The organism is Pantoea sp. DY-15 (genome assembly GCF_019795935.1).
Classification (GTDB): Bacteria; Pseudomonadota; Gammaproteobacteria; order Enterobacterales; family Enterobacteriaceae; genus Pantoea; species Pantoea leporis.
This window is the reverse complement of sequence record NZ_JAIMIF010000001.1, coordinates 1,625,830-1,640,600: the sequence shown is the minus strand read 5'-3', so window position 1 is coordinate 1,640,600 and position 14,771 is coordinate 1,625,830. Positions and strand designations below refer to the sequence as shown.

Sequence of the window (14,771 nt, the reverse complement as noted above, 5' to 3'; positions counted from 1 at the left end):
CGTTCAGGCTCTTCTTTAGAATGTGGCGGTGAGAGGGGGATTCGAACCCCCGATACGTTGCCGTATACACACTTTCCAGGCGTGCTCCTTCAGCCACTCGGACACCTCACCGCATTTTTTTGTCAACCGCGCTGGGTCAACGGGGCGCTACTATAGGGAGATCGCTGAAAAGGGTCAAGCGCTATTTTCTCCTTTTGTTCTATTCGCTTAAGCTCTGAGCGTATTGCCGTTAGCCTGCTCATCATGGCGATTCTGTCATCAAATCATTCCCTCTCTGTCACAAAAATGTCACCGCACTGTCGCAGACTTGTCCGCGGAAACATTTGGTTATATCTATGGAAAAGGATACTTAGAAATGAAACAGATACCTCTCTTTACGGTTACGCTGCTGGCTTCTCTGATCGCGACATCAGCAGTGGCAGACGATGCACACTATTCCCGCGCTGCTACCGGCGATGTCACCGAGCACGGCGGCGCGCGTCGTCTCACCGGCGACCAGACCGAAGCGCTGAAAGCGTCATTAAGTAATAGCACCGCGAAAAACGTGATTCTGCTGATTGGTGATGGCATGGGAGATTCGGAAATCACAGCCGCGCGTAATCAGGCGCGGGGCGCAGGCGGTTTCTTCCCCGGCCTTGATGCATTGCCGCTTACCGGTCAATACACGCACTATTCACTGGATAAGAAAACCCACAAGCCGAATTACGTGACGGATTCCGCCGCATCGGCCACCGCGTGGGCCACCGGCACCAAATCCTATAACGGCGCGATTGGCGTCGACGTGAACGGCAAAGATCAGGTAACGATTCTTGAGCTGGCGAAAGCCGCCGGTAAAGCCACCGGTAACGTTTCCACTGCTGAGCTGCAGGATGCCACACCAGCAGCGTTGATCGCCCACGTCACTTCGCGCAAATGCTACGGCCCGGAGAAAACCAGCGAATTGTGCCCCACTAACGCGCTGGAGCAGGGCGGTAAAGGATCGATTACCGAGCAGATGCTGAAAACCCGTGCGGACGTCACGCTGGGCGGCGGCGCGAAATCCTTTAGTGAAACCGCCAAAGCCGGTGAGTATCAGGGTAAAACCCTGCGCGAACAGGCACAGGCGCTGGGTTATCAGTGGATTGATAATCTTGATGGCATGAACGCGATTCAGCAGGCCGATCAGAGCAAGCCGGTGCTCGGTCTGTTCGCCGACGGCAATATGCCGGTGCGCTGGCAGGGACCGAAAGCCAGCTATCACGGCAACATTGATAAGCCGGTGGTGACCTGTGAAGTGAATAAAGAGCGTCCGGCTTCGGTACCGACGCTGGCGCAGATGACCAAAAAAGCCATCGATCTGTTGAGCACCAATGAGAAAGGCTTCTTCCTGCAGGTGGAAGGCGCGTCGATTGATAAGCAGGATCATGCGGCTAATCCATGCGGTCAGATTGGTGAAACCGTCGATCTGGATGAAGCGGTGCAGCAGGCGCTGGCCTTTGCGCGCGAACATGGCGACACGCTGGTGGTTGTGACCGCCGATCACGCGCATAGCAGTCAGATCGTGGAAAACGGCACCAAAGCGCCGGGTTTGACGCAGGCGGTGAATACCAAAGATGGCGCGGTGATGACCATCAGCTACGGCAATTCAGAAGAGGATTCGCAGGAACACACCGGCACGCAGGTGCGCATTGCGGCGTACGGCCCGCATGCGGCCAACGTGGTGGGCTTGACCGATCAGACCGATCTGTTCTTTACCCTGAAGGATGCGATGGGGTTGAAGTAACGGAGTGATTGGTGAAAAGGTCGCCATGAATGGCGACCCTACAAAATCAAATGCGATTACAATCCGCGTTTTGCCATCAACCGCGCTAAATCCACCAGACGATTGGAGAAGCCCCATTCGTTATCGTACCAGGCAAGAATCTTCACCAGATTGCCGCCAATCACCAGCGTAGAGAGACCATCAATAATCGATGAACGAGCATCGCCCTGATAATCGCTTGATACCAGCGGCTCGTCGCTGTATCCAAGAATCCCCTTCAGCGGACCTTCTGCCGCCGCGGCTTTAAACGCGTCATTCACCTCTTCTGCGGTCACGTCGCGTTTCAGCGTCACGGTCAAATCCACAATCGACACCACCGGCACCGGCACGCGCAGGGAATAGCCGGTCAATCGACCCTCCAGCTCCGGAATCACCCGACCGAGCGCCTTCGCCGCCCCGCTTGAGTAAGGCACAATCGACAACGCCGCCGCCCGTGCACCGCGCAGATCTTTCTCCGGCTGATCGTGCAGCACCTGGCTGTTGGTATAAGCATGCGTGGTGTTCATTAAACCGTGCTCGATACCAAACGCCTGGTGCAGCACCGCCGCCGCTGGCGCTAAGCCGTTGGTGGTGCAGCTGCCGTTACTCACCACAAAGTGCTGCTGCGGATCGTAACGTTGATCGTTCACGCCCAGCACAATTGTCAGGTCATCGTTTTTGCCCGGCGCGGAGATAATCACGCGCTTAGCACCGCCGCTGGTGATGTGCACTGCGGCTTTGTCGCGTTCGGTGAAGAAGCCGGTGGCTTCAATTACGATATCCACGCCGACATCGCGCCAGCGAATATTCGCCGGATCGCGCTCGCTGAACACGCGCACCGCTTTGCCATCAATGCGCAATTCGCCCTCACCGGCCTCCACTTCCGCCGGTAGCCTGCCGAGCAGGGAGTCGTGTTTCAACAGATGCGCGAGGGTTTTACTGTCGGTGAGGTCGTTAATGGCGACGATTTCAATATCATCGCTGCCCAGAGCTGCACGAAAAACGTTACGTCCGATACGGCCAAAGCCGTTAATGCCGATCTTAGTCATGATTGACTCCTTTTCCGAAGATGCTGGAGTCACTCTAAGCCGATGATGTGATGGCGTAAACGCCAAAAAAGGATCACTTTACGCCAATTTCTGGCAGTGGAAGCGCTGGCGATATTCGCCCGGCGTGAGATGCAGTTGACGCTCAAAGCTGCGGCGTAAATTGATGCTGCTGCCAAAACCGGTCTGTTGCGCGATGCGATCCAGCGTGTCGTTGCTTTGCTCCAGCAGTTCACGCGCGGCGGCGAGGCGCGCTTCGGCCACATAGCGCGCGGGCGGTGCGCCGGTTTCACGGGTGAACACGCGGGTAAAGTTGCGCGGGCTCATGGCGACGCGCTCCGCCAGTTTCTCGACTGAGAGATCTTCGGCGAGGTTGGCGCGGACCCAGCGCTGCAGTTCAGCGATCGGGCCAATGCCGCTCGGCGTTTGCAGATGAAAGCGGCTGAACTGCATCTGTCCGCCCGGACGGCGCAGATACATCACCATATCCTGCGCAATATCACGCGCCACGCTAAAGCCGAAATCCTCTTCCACCAGCGCTAATGTCAGGTCAAAGCCCGAGCTGACGCCGCCGGAGGTCCAGATCGGTCCGTCCTGAATAAACAGCGGACCGCCTTCCACCTGAATCGCTGGATAGCGCGATTGCAAGGTATCGAGCAAGCGCCAGTGCGTGGTGGCGCGGCGACCTGCCAGCAAGCCGGATTCCGCCAGCAGCATCGCGCCGCCACATACCGACACCACGCGACGCGCCTGCGGAGCCGCCAGCTTGATGAAATCGACCACCATATTGCCTTCTTCCACGCTGTCGCCGCGCCCGGTGATCATGATGGTGTCCCACGCAGTGCGCGGATCGAGATCGGCCAGTTTGAGGTCGGCTAATAGATTGAGGCCGGATTGGCCATGGATCACCTGATGCGATTGGGTGGTGGCGAGGCTGACGCGATAGCGTTGCTGATCGACGCCAACCGGCAGATGGTGATTGGCGCGCATCAGGATATCGGCGATACCCGCCGCTTCAAACAGCATGCCGCCGTCGGGCACAATAATCAGAAAGGTTTTCATGGCGTGAAATAGACATTTTGACGGAATAAGCCAGAGTGTCTCATGGCGGCAATAGCATGCACAATCCGTAGCGGCGCAATTTATTGCGCAATAAATTGCGCCGCTAAGGGATGGTGCAATGATCCATATCGATTACACGGATGATTTATCCGCTAAGCCGATGCGCCACTGCTCGGGCGGCAATGTGCCGTTGACCGCGAAATCACCGACGATGCGATCCTTGTAGATGCGCGGATTGTGCGAAGAAAGGGTGCGCACGTTGCGCCAGAAGCGGTCCAGCGCCAGCGGTTTCAGCGTGGCCGACGCGCCCAGCGCATCAAACAGCGTCGAGCTGGCATTGAGCAGCAGATCGCTCACCACATTCAGCGACTGCGACACTTCCAACTCGGCGATCGCCACCGCAGGGTTCTCCACCTCCTGATCGCCACTAAAGTGGGCGTCATACGCTCGCTGCACCGCGCTGGCGGCGTGCAGCACAATCGCGCCGCTGCTGTAGGCTGCGCCGCGCAGGCGTCCAACCACTTGCAAAATCTGCGCATCCTGCGCGGCACGCGGCGCATTGCCGTTGCTGTAAGTGCGGGTGCGCGATGCCACCTGCTGCGCCACTTCACCGCTCTGCGCGCGGCCAATGCCAGCCAGCGTCGCCAGATGAATCAGCTGATAAAACGCCGGTGAATACCTGAAATGAATCTCTTCGTTGATGTCATCGGCGGCGATCGCCACGTTGGCAAAAATCGCCGTGCCGCTGGCGGTCAGGGTTTGGCCGAAACCGTTCCAGTCGTCGAGCACCGTCACGCCCTCCGCGGTACGGGAAACCGTCACCGATACGCCTTTGCCGTTTTCATCGGTGATGCCGATATCAATCCAGTCAGAATAGAGCGAGCCGGTGGTGTAAAACTTGCGGCCATTAAGCCGCCAGGATTCGCCGCTGCGCGCAATGCGCGTGGAGAATTCAGACTGACGCGCATCGCCGGTTTCGCTCCACGCTGGCCCAACGATTTCACCGCGTCCGAGGCGCGTTAGCCACTTATCCCGAAACGGGCTGCTGCCGCTGTTCAGCACGTTCTCCACAAAGCCGAGATGACCGCGAATCGATTGCACCAGATTGGAATCCGCCTCGCCGAGCTCAATCAGCAGCGCGAACAGCTCAGGCAGCGTCGCGCCGAGTCCGCCATGGCTCTCCGGCACGCGCAGTGCGGTGAAACCGCTCTGTTTCAACCACGCAATTTGCTCCAGCGGCAGTTGACGCTGCAGCTCTCGCTCAATCGCGCCCGCGCGTATGTTCCTGAACACAGGACGGAAACGCTCCGCCAGCTGTTCATAACGGGATGACGGGCCAGCTCCCCAACCTGATTCGATGTGCGACATGACGCTTCTCTCCAGCATAGAAATTTTCATTACTATGTCATCGCCATCGGGCGCGATTTAATGCTTTTTCTGCGTAAGCTATTTCGCCAAATAACTAATCTCTGCTTATTTCACTATATGGAACAAATAATTCATTTCTGCATATTGACTGCCACTATTGTTATTTGCCGCGCTTTATATCTGTGCTCTATTCAAACGCGACTCCGAAAATTACCCATTAATTTCCAGAAAATATAATTTCAAGCGGAATAGGTCCACGCGAAATCTGTTATTAGCTTTTGACCGGGAAATAGTGAGAAATGAAATATCAGGTTCTTCAGCGCTTATTCATACCGATATGGGCGACGATAAGTGGTGCGTTGCCCTTAAGCGTTAGCGCGCAGACCGTGCCGCCCCATTATAGTGACGGCACGCTGGTTTATCTGCACGAGCAGGAGCCGCCATGCTTGTGGGGCGGCTGGGTGCAGCAAGCTTATTTATCGCGTCAGGTTTTTGATTATCTGGTGAGTTATGACAACGGACAGATTCGTCCGTGGCTGGCTGCCAGCTGGAGTGAATCCGCAGATCGTAAAACCATTACTTTTCATCTACGCCACGACGTTAAATTTACCGATGGCGATCTGTTTAATGCCGATGCGGTTATTGCGAATTATCCGGCGTGGCAAAAAGGCATAGGCTGGCACGGTTTTACTTATATGACCGGATTTACCAAGGTCGATGATTATACCGTGGCGCTACATTTGTCTGAGCCGAATCCTGAAATCTATAACGTGCTGGCAAATGGTCATTACGGATTTCAATCACCCGATTCACTGGCGCATCACAGCAGCGAGCAGAAGTGCTTACGACCGGTCGGCACCGGGCCGTGGAAAGTGGCGCGCTGGGTGCGCGGCGATGGCATCAGTTTTGTGCGCAATGACGACTATCGCTGGGCACCGCCAAACGCGCACCACAACGGCCCGGCATATATCAAGCATCTGGAGTGGAAGTTCGTGCCGGATGCCACCACGCGCTGGGGCGCGCTGGTGAGCGGCGGCGCGGATGTGATTTATCAGCCGCCGTCCGCGCAGTGGCAGGCGCTGCAGCGTCACTATCAAACGCTCTCTTATGTCGCCACCGGACGGCCGCAGGCGTTCTCCTTTAATGTGCAGCGCGGTCCGTTTACCGATCAGCGGGTGCGCCAGGCGTTTGCTTACGCGCTGGACCGCAAGCAGATCGTCAAAACCGTGTTCAAAGGTGCGGTACCGTATGAGGGCAACGGCTCGCTGAGTAAAAGCACGCCGCTCTATCTCAATGTCGACGATCGCTATTCACTCAATATCGCCAAAGCTAATCAGCTGCTGGACGCCGCCGGCTGGACCGGGCGCGATGCCGCCGGCTATCGCACCAAAGACGGCAAAACGCTGGATGCGCGCTTGCCGTTTATTCAGGCGATTATCGACCAGGAGGGCGCGCTGATGCTGCAGGCGGCGCAGGATCAGGTCAAACGCGTTGGCATCAAGCTGGATCTGATCCCGCTGACGCAAACCGAAGGCTTTGCCGGTGCACGTTCGCGTCCGGCAGATAAAGAAATCAGCTTTGGTTACTGGGTTTGGCCTTCGCCCAACATCCTCGACATCGTCTACAACCATGCGCTTAACGGCGCGTTCAACGGCAACAACACCAGCTTTTTCAATAATCCCGAAGTGGAAGCGCAAATCCTTGATGCGCAGCGTGAGCCGAATGCGCAACGGCGCCAGCAAAAGTTCGACCTGCTGCAAAAGTGGTTTGACGATCAGGCGATTGCCATCGGCGGCTACAACTTCACCTACAACGTTGCCATTGCCAACAACATTCGCGGGCTTTGGCAGGATCAGGGCAACGGATTGCTGAACTTTAACGATGCTTACTTCGTGCAGGAGCAGCCATGAGTGAATTGATGTCATCGTCGCCGCAAAACAGCACCGCCGATGTGGCCAGCGTTGCCGCGCCACGCAGCCGTACGGCGTCGCTGCTGCGGCGGATTTCACTGCGCATCGCCTCCGCGCTGTTCGTGCTGTGGGGCACCATCACCGTGACGTTTTTGGTGCTGTCGGTGCTGCCGGGCGATCGCGCCACCATCCTGCTGAATATCACTTCCGGGCAAGTGATTGAACGCACGCCGGCGGAGCTGGCACCGATCAATGCGCAATACGGTTTCGATAAGCCGATTGTCGAGCAGTATCTGCACTATTTCTGGCGGCTGCTGCACGCCGATTTTGGTTTCTCCTTTGAGTTGCAGCGGCCGGTGGTGCACATCATTGCCGAGCAGCTGCTGCCGACCTTTACTCTGGCGATTGCCGCGCTGCTGCTGGCGTGGATTATTGCCATTCCGTGGACGCTGCTCACCGCCGGACGTAACCGTCGGCTGGCGGCATTCGGTTCAGCGGTGGAAACCATCATGGCCGGATTGCCGCAGTACTGGATTGGTATTCTGCTGCTGATCGTCTTCGCCATCGGCTTGCGCTGGTTCCCGGTGGTCAGCGGCACCAGCCTGCTCGGCACCGTGCTGCCCGCCATCACGCTGGCGATTCCGCTGGCGGGCTTTATAGGTCACGCCATTCGCGGCGAATTTGAACGCAGCATGCAGCAGCCGTTTGTGCTGTCGGCGCGGGCGCGCGGCATGAGTCTGGCGGGCGTGCGGCTGCGCCATGTGTTACGCCACGCGTTGATTCCGGCCATCACGTTGAGTGGTTGGGCGATTGGCAATTTGCTCTCTGGCGCGGTGCTGGTGGAAGCGGTGTTTGCCCGGCCGGGCCTCGGCAACGTGCTGGTCAATGCGGTGAGCAACAAGGATTTTGCGCTGGTCTCCGGCATCGTGATTCTCATCAGTTTCCTCTACATCGTCATTAACCTGGTGGTTGACCTGATTTACCTGATCGTCGATCCCCGCCTGCGAGGTCGCCCATGACAACTCATCTCACGGATTACGCCGGGCCGCGCACCGCGCGCATCAGTTGGCAATTGCCGCTTTCGGTGCTGCTTTCCGCCATTGTCGCGCTGTTCTTTATTGTCGCGGCCATCGCGCCTGGCGTGCTGGCGACGCACGATCCCTTCAGCACCAATCTCTATCGCGCGCTGCAAGCCCCTTCTTGGGCCAACTGGCTCGGCACCGATGACATCGGCCGCGATCTCTACAGCCGCATTATCTGGGGCACGCGTCAGTCGTTGCTGATTGGCATCGGCGCGATGGTGATTGCGCTGTTGGGTGCGGTGGTGCTCGGCTTTAGCGCCGCGCTGGGACCGCGCTGGCTGGCGGAGCCGGTTAATCGTCTGCTGGAAATCCTGCTGGCGTTTCCCACCTTGCTGCTGGCGCTGCTGTTTGTCGCGCTTTTGGGTCCCTCCGCCAGCAGTTTGCTGATCTCGGTCGGCATTGGCACCGCGCCCGGCTATGCGCGATTGGTGCGTGCCCAGGCATTGCAGGTCAAACAATCCGGTTATGTCGAAGCGGCGCGTGCGCTCGGACATCCGTGGCCACGGCTGTTTACCCAACACATCGCGCCAAACGTGTTCCGGCCGCTGTTCTCGCTGGTGGCGTTAGGCATCGGGCCATCGGTGGTGTGGGCATCCGGTCTGTCGTTTCTTGGATTAGGCGTGGTGCCGCCGTCGCCGGAGTGGGGCGCGCTGCTTGAAGCCGGAAAAATTAACGTCACCGTCGCCTGGTGGCTGGAAGTCTTGCCGGGCATTGCCATTGTGCTGGTGGCGCTATCGTTTACGCAGATTGGCCGCTACATCCAGCAGCGAGCGGAAGGAGAGACGCGCTAATGAGCAACAATGTGATTGATGTGCGCGGCCTGAATATCTGGGCCAGCAGCGAAAGCGGGCAACCGCGCCATATTGTGAAGAACGTCAGCTTCGCGCTGCAACGCGGGCAATGTCTGGCGCTGGTGGGTGAATCGGGGTCGGGGAAAAGCGTCACCGCCCGTTCGCTGGTGGGATTAGCTGGAGACGGATTACACGTGCAGGCTGACACGCTGAGCCTGCACGGTGAGACGCTGCAGCAGCGTAGCGACAGTTGGTGGCGCAAGGTGCGCGGCAGCAAAGTGGGTTTCATTTTGCAGGACGCGCTGGTGTCGCTGGATCCGCTGCGTCCGGTGGGCAAAGAGATCGCCGAAGCGCTTGCGCTGCATGGTTGGGGCAACGCCGCCAGCCGCCAGCAGAAAGTGCAGGCCTTGCTGGAAGAGGTCGGCGTGCCGCAGGCGGCTTATCGCGCCAGCCAGCGGCCGGGAGAGCTGTCGGGCGGCTTGCGCCAGCGCGCATTGATCGCTTCGGCGATTGCGCTGCATCCGGATGTACTGATCGCCGATGAGCCCACCACCGCGCTGGATGTCACAGTGCAGGCGCAGGTGCTGGAAGTGCTGCGCCAGATGCTGGATCGCGGCACCAGCGTGATTTTGATTAGCCACGACCTGGCGGTGGTGGCGAAAATCGCCGATCAGATTCTGGTGATGCAGGGCGGATCGATTGTGGAGGCGGGCACGGCGCAGCAGGTGCTGCAACAGCCGCAGCATGCGTATACCCAAGGTTTGATAAACGCGATTCCCAGCGAACACACCAAAGGGCAACGCCTTTCCGGCAGCGCACCCAGCGTGCCAATCCCAACTGTAACGCCCTCGGATGAAGTGCTGCTGGAAGCGCGGCATATCATGAAGCGTTTTCGCGGGCACCGCGCCGTCGATGACGTTTCCTTTACCCTGAAGCGCGGCGAGACGCTGGGAATTGTCGGCGAGTCGGGTTCCGGTAAAACCACCTTGTCGCGCATCGCGCTGGCGCTGGAATCACCGGACAGCGGCGAGGTGCTGTTTGCCGGCCAGCCGTGGAGCCATGCGTCCGCCGCCGATCAGCGTGCCATTCGTCGCCAGATTGCGGTGGTATATCAGGATCCGCTCTCTTCGTTCGATCCGCGCTGGCGCGTGGCCGACATCCTGCTGGATGCGATTGCGCTCGATCGGCAGGCGCCGACGCAGGCGCCACGCGAGCGGGCGATCAGCCTGCTGCGATCGGTTGGGCTCGGGGCGGAGCATCTCAGCCAATGGCCGGCGCGCATGTCGGGCGGCCAGCGTCAGCGTGTGGCGATTGCCCGCGCGATTGCGACCCATCCCAAAGTGATTGTGCTCGACGAAGCGGTCTCGGCGCTGGACGTCACCATTCAGGCGCAGATTCTCGATCTGCTCAGCGATCTGCAGGCGCAACTCGGCGTCAGCTACCTGTTTATCTCGCACGATCTCGGCGTGATCCATCACATGAGCGATCGCGTGCTGGTGATGCAGAACGGCCAGGCGGTCGAGCAGGGCGCCGCCGATGAGGTGTTCTACCGCCCGCGCCATCCTTACACCCAGACGTTACTTGCCTCGCTGCCACGCCTGGCCGCGCTGGAAACCGCTTAACTTTGCTACTGGAGCGAACATGTCACGCGAACTGATTTACAACGGATTTTTGCATCTCACACCGAATCATCACAGCCACGGTTACTGGCGCACGCCGGAAGGTCAGGTGCAGTACAACTACAACCAGCTTGATGCCTATGTGCAGACGGTGAAAACCCTGGAGAAAGGGTTGTTTGATACCTTGTTCATCGCCGATGTGGTGGGCGTGTATGACATCGAATATGGCGACGGCAAAACCACCATGCGCGCCGGCACCCAGTTCCCCGAGCCCGATCCGATCACCATTCTTTCGGCGCTGGGTTTAGCCACTGAAAATCTCGGTCTGGTGGTGACCAGCAACGTGATTCAGACCCATCCATTCTCGTTTGCGCGCCAAATCTCCTCGCTGGATGAATTTACCCACGGTCGCATCGGCTGGAATATCGTCACTTCGTATCTCTCCAACGGCTTCCGCAACTACGGCTATCAGGACATTGTGCCGCACGACGAGCGCTACGAATGGGCGCAGGAGTATCTCGATGTGGCGTATAAGCTGTGGGAACTGTCGTGGGAAGAGGGCGCAGTGCTGCACGATCCCGCCACCAACCGCTTTTTCGATGCCGACAAGATCCACAAAATCAACCACGTCGGTAAGCGCTATCGGGTGGAAGGGCCGCACATTGTTGAGCCGTCGCCGCAGCGCAGCCCGGTGTTCTTCCAGGCCGGCAATTCCGACGCTGGACGCCGCTTTGCCGCGCGCAACGCCGAAGTGACGTTCCTGCCATCGCAAACGCCAGACACCGCGCGCAAAGATATCGCCATCCTCAATCAGGATGTGGTGGATTACGGTCGCCAGCCGGAGGATTTGAAGAAGCTGGTGATGCTTTCCACCGTGATTGGATCGACCGAGGAAGAGGCGAAGCGTAAGCAGCAATATCTGTTCGATAACATTGATATCAATGCATTGCAGGGCTTCTACAGTGGCGGTTCGGGCATCGATCTGGCGAATATCGATCCCGATACGCCGCTGACCGAACTGAGCCGGCGCGAGGAGTTCAGCCAGCACATGCGCTCGAAATTCCGTATCGCGGTCGATGCCGATTATGGGCAAGGACATGTGCTGACATGGCGCGAATACCTGATTCAACATGCGCTGCTACCAGGCCGTTTCGCCGGTACGCCAGAACAGATCGCCGATCGGGTGCAGCAGTTTGCCGATGCTGGCGTTGATGGTTTTAACGTGGTGCCGGTCACCACGCTCGGCTGGTGGGATGAGTGGGTTGAACACGTGGTGCCGGTGCTGCAAAAACGCGGCCTGGCGCAAACGGCGTATAAGCCAGGCACGCTGCGCGAGAAGATTTTCGGCAAGGAGAGCAAGCTGCCGGCGTCGCATCCGCAACGGACGTTGACGCTAGGTGAGTAACACGATTACCAGGGCACCATTTATAGCGTAATGCTTGGCAGTTAACCCAGCGGCGAGTGCGCAGGCCGGGGCCACTTTTGGGCCGGCGATCCTCGCGCCGCTTACGCGGTACCTTCACTTTGCTCGTCTGCCTTACGGACCGGCGGAGACGCGACGTCCTTGTCCCGGCTCCGCCTTTCGCCCGCGTCCTGCGGGCTCTCCTGGCTTCCTCGCTTCGTTCAGCGCTGCGGAATGCCTCCCCAAAACTGGCCCCGGCCTGCTTTGATGCTTTCGTGCGTGTTGTTGAAAAGGGCACATTTGCAGAAGGCACCGCTTTAGCGGCGCGAGGACGGCCCATGACGTAGCAGATGTGCCAGAGCCCGCACCGGAATTAAAGCAAAAGGCTTTTTAAGCACACAAGCATTACAACATTCAGGGCGACTTCTGATTAATGAATTTTCCTCATAGGCGCAATGCTATTTCAGACCATTATCTTCACAATCTCTTCCGCTAACATGAACGAATTCGATCTCTCTGGAATTCAACATGGATCACGCCTCAACGCGTCCGCAATCCTTTACCGTCAAGTCGAGCGGTTTGCCGTTTATTCTCATTCTGAGTGCGTTGATGGCGATCACCTCGTTATCCACGGATATCTATCTGCCCGCCATGCCGATCATGGCGCGCGAGCTGCACGGCGATGCAGAACTCACCATCACCGGTTTTCTTATTGGCTTCTGTATTGCCCAGCTGATTTGGGGGCCGCTAAGCGACCACTTTGGCCGCAAAGCGCCGCTGTTTGTTGGGCTGACGCTGTTTGTGATTGGCTCAGCGGGTTGTGCGCTCTCCACTGACATTACCCACATCGTGTTCTGGCGCGTGTTCCAGGCGCTGGGCGCTTGTACCGGACCGATGCTGGCGCGCGCCATGATTCGCGATCTGTTTGCTCGTACGCGTGCTGCGCAGATGCTCTCGACGCTGATTGTGGTTATGGCGATTGCGCCGATTGCCGGGCCGCTGTTGGGCGGACAGATGATCCGCGTGACATCCTGGCATGCCATCTTCTGGCTGCTGGCGGCCATTGGCGGCGTGATGCTGATTCTGATCTGCTGGTTGCCGGAAACGTTGCCGCCGGAGAAACGGGTGAAATCCTCGCTGCCGGGCGCGTTTCGCAACTATTTCGCGCTGCTGAAAAATCGCCATTTCATGCGTTTTACCCTGTGCGTCGCGGCGTATTACGTTGCGGCGTATGCCTTTATTACCGGCACGCCTTTTGTCTATATCACTTACTTCGGCATCGATGCGCAGCATTATGGCTGGCTGTTTGCGGTCAACGTGGTCGGTTTGATGGCGGTCAGCATGGTGAACCGACGTTTAGTGCATCGCTATCCGCTTGAGTCGCTGCTGAAGTTTGCGGTGCTAACCGCCACCGTGGCGGCGCTGATCCTCGCGCTCTGCACCAAACTGCAGCTTGGCGGCATCGTGATGATTATTCTCTCAGTGTTCGTGTTCTTCTCGATGAACGGCATCATCGCGGCCACTTCGACGGCGGCGGCGATGGATGCGGTGCCGAATATGGCGGGTTCCGCCTCGGCGCTGATTGGTTCGCTGCAATACGGCAGCGGCATCATCTCGTCGCTATTGCTGGCGCTGTTAAGCGACGGCACGCCGTGGACCATGGGCTGGATTATCGCGCTGTTTACCGTGGTGAGCGCGGTGATGGCGATCACCGCTGCCAAGGCAAAGTCGCAAGCTTAAATGTTCTGGTCAAAGAACGGATCGAGTTGGCTCATCGCTTCATCGACATAACGCGGCACCCAGTAGGTCTACTGGCATGGCGCCAGCGCCAACAGTGCGATGACGCACCTCGCGGTGACCGGCGTGGTGGATGGCAAAAGCGTAACCTGGATGGAGAAAGTCACTGATGAACACTATCGCGCCGATTAAACCACTCACAGTCGGCATCGTCATGATGTTCGCCGGAAACCTGGCGACCTATGCTGCAACCCAACAAGGAGTGACACCTGCAATGAATCAGTCAACAAATCCGTCCGATACGCTCTCGTCACGTCAACAAGCCATTCCGCTGATGGCGGCGTTTATGGCAACCAGCAACATGGAAAAACTGGATGGCGCACTTAATCAGGGACTGAACGCCGGATTAACGGTAAACGAAGCCAAAGAAATTCTGGTGCAGCTGTATGCCTACACCGGTTTCCCGCGCAGTCTCAACGCGCTGAGCGCGCTGATGAAAGTCACGGAAGCGCGCAAGCAGCGCGGCATCAAGGATGAAATGGGCAAAGAGCCGCTGCAGCCGGTGCCGGTGGGCGATGCGCTGCGTCAGCTGGGCACCGATAACCAAACCAAAATTTCCGGCGCGCCGGTGCAAGGGCCACTTTTCGACTTCGCGCCGGTGATCAATCAGTTCCTGCAAAGTCACCTGTTTGGCGATATTTTTGCCCGTGACAACCTTGACTGGCAAAGCCGCGAACTGGCGACAGTGGGCGCATTGGCCGCCACGCCGGGCGTGGAGGCGCAGCTGCTGTCACATACGCGCGTCAGCTTGCGCGTAGGCATCACGCGCGGCCAGTTGCAGCAGCTGGCGGAACTGTTGCGTGCCAACGGGGAAGCGCAGGCGGCGGATCGCGCGGAAGCAGCGCTGCAGGCAACGTTTCAGCCTGCATCGTAGCGGGCCCGGCCAGCTCCGGAGCTTCATTGCGAGTTTTGAA

At 58.4% G+C, this 14,771-nt stretch carries 11 protein-coding genes, 1 tRNA gene and 1 pseudogene; 9 read left to right on the top strand and 4 right to left on the bottom strand.

The window, feature by feature from the left end:
- Positions 1 to 23: 23 nt before the first annotated feature.
- Positions 24 to 111: transfer RNA gene (locus K5Y32_RS08065), tRNA-Ser, on the bottom strand.
- 244 nt (positions 112 to 355) lie between these two features.
- On the opposite strand from K5Y32_RS08065, the gene phoA reads away from it, so the two are divergent.
- On the top strand, positions 356 to 1,762 hold the full coding sequence (gene phoA, locus K5Y32_RS08060; protein WP_222182684.1) for an alkaline phosphatase: 1,407 nt from the start codon (positions 356 to 358) through the stop codon (positions 1,760 to 1,762).
- 56 nt (positions 1,763 to 1,818) lie between these two features.
- Here the strand turns inward: phoA and gap are convergent, their stop codons facing one another.
- The 3 genes from gap to K5Y32_RS08045 form a co-directional block, all read right to left on the bottom strand.
- Positions 1,819 to 2,829, bottom strand: coding sequence for a type I glyceraldehyde-3-phosphate dehydrogenase (gap, locus tag K5Y32_RS08055; RefSeq protein WP_210080819.1), 1,011 nt, complete (start codon positions 2,827 to 2,829; stop codon positions 1,819 to 1,821).
- A gap of 78 nt (positions 2,830 to 2,907) precedes the next feature.
- The gene (locus tag K5Y32_RS08050) at positions 2,908 to 3,888 is read right to left on the bottom strand and encodes a GlxA family transcriptional regulator (protein WP_222182682.1); all 981 of its coding nucleotides are present in this window, start codon (positions 3,886 to 3,888) and stop codon (positions 2,908 to 2,910) included.
- Positions 3,889 to 4,020: 132 nt separating this feature from the next.
- Positions 4,021 to 5,256: an acyl-CoA dehydrogenase family protein gene (locus tag K5Y32_RS08045; protein WP_222182680.1), complete on the bottom strand. Its 1,236-nt coding sequence runs from the start codon at positions 5,254 to 5,256 to the stop codon at positions 4,021 to 4,023.
- Between the two features lie 386 nt (positions 5,257 to 5,642).
- Between K5Y32_RS08045 and K5Y32_RS08040 the strand changes: the two genes are divergently transcribed.
- The 8 genes and pseudogenes from K5Y32_RS08040 to K5Y32_RS08005 all read left to right on the top strand — a co-directional run bounded on the left by K5Y32_RS08040 (position 5,643) and on the right by K5Y32_RS08005 (position 14,731).
- Complete coding sequence (locus K5Y32_RS08040; protein ID WP_370635091.1) at positions 5,643 to 7,166, top strand: ABC transporter substrate-binding protein; 1,524 nt, start codon at positions 5,643 to 5,645, stop codon at positions 7,164 to 7,166.
- Positions 7,163 to 8,185 (top strand): ABC transporter permease, encoded by a 1,023-nt coding sequence (locus K5Y32_RS08035; protein WP_222182676.1) that lies wholly within the window; start codon positions 7,163 to 7,165, stop codon positions 8,183 to 8,185. Before K5Y32_RS08040 ends, K5Y32_RS08035 begins: the two co-directional genes overlap by 4 nt.
- Positions 8,182 to 9,039 carry an ABC transporter permease gene (locus K5Y32_RS08030; RefSeq protein WP_222182674.1) on the top strand — a complete coding sequence of 286 codons (858 nt, stop codon included), beginning with the start codon at positions 8,182 to 8,184 and terminating at the stop codon, positions 9,037 to 9,039. Before K5Y32_RS08035 ends, K5Y32_RS08030 begins: the two co-directional genes overlap by 4 nt.
- Positions 9,039 to 10,661 (top strand): ABC transporter ATP-binding protein, encoded by a 1,623-nt coding sequence (locus tag K5Y32_RS08025; RefSeq protein WP_222182672.1) that lies wholly within the window; start codon positions 9,039 to 9,041, stop codon positions 10,659 to 10,661. The genes K5Y32_RS08030 and K5Y32_RS08025 overlap by 1 nt, the downstream gene beginning before the upstream one ends.
- A 19-nt stretch (positions 10,662 to 10,680) precedes the next feature.
- Complete coding sequence (locus K5Y32_RS08020; protein ID WP_222182664.1) at positions 10,681 to 12,063, top strand: NtaA/DmoA family FMN-dependent monooxygenase; 1,383 nt, start codon at positions 10,681 to 10,683, stop codon at positions 12,061 to 12,063.
- 525 nt (positions 12,064 to 12,588) lie between these two features.
- Complete coding sequence (locus K5Y32_RS08015) at positions 12,589 to 13,800, top strand: multidrug effflux MFS transporter (protein ID WP_222182662.1); 1,212 nt, start codon at positions 12,589 to 12,591, stop codon at positions 13,798 to 13,800.
- Between the two features lie 69 nt (positions 13,801 to 13,869).
- Positions 13,870 to 13,989, top strand: a pseudogene (locus K5Y32_RS08010) (cupin domain-containing protein); the annotation flags it as partial.
- On the top strand, positions 13,967 to 14,731 hold the full coding sequence (locus K5Y32_RS08005) for a carboxymuconolactone decarboxylase family protein (RefSeq protein WP_222182660.1): 765 nt from the start codon (positions 13,967 to 13,969) through the stop codon (positions 14,729 to 14,731). The pseudogene K5Y32_RS08010 and the gene K5Y32_RS08005, both read left to right, overlap by 23 nt.
- The last annotated feature ends 40 nt before the right edge of the window (positions 14,732 to 14,771 follow it).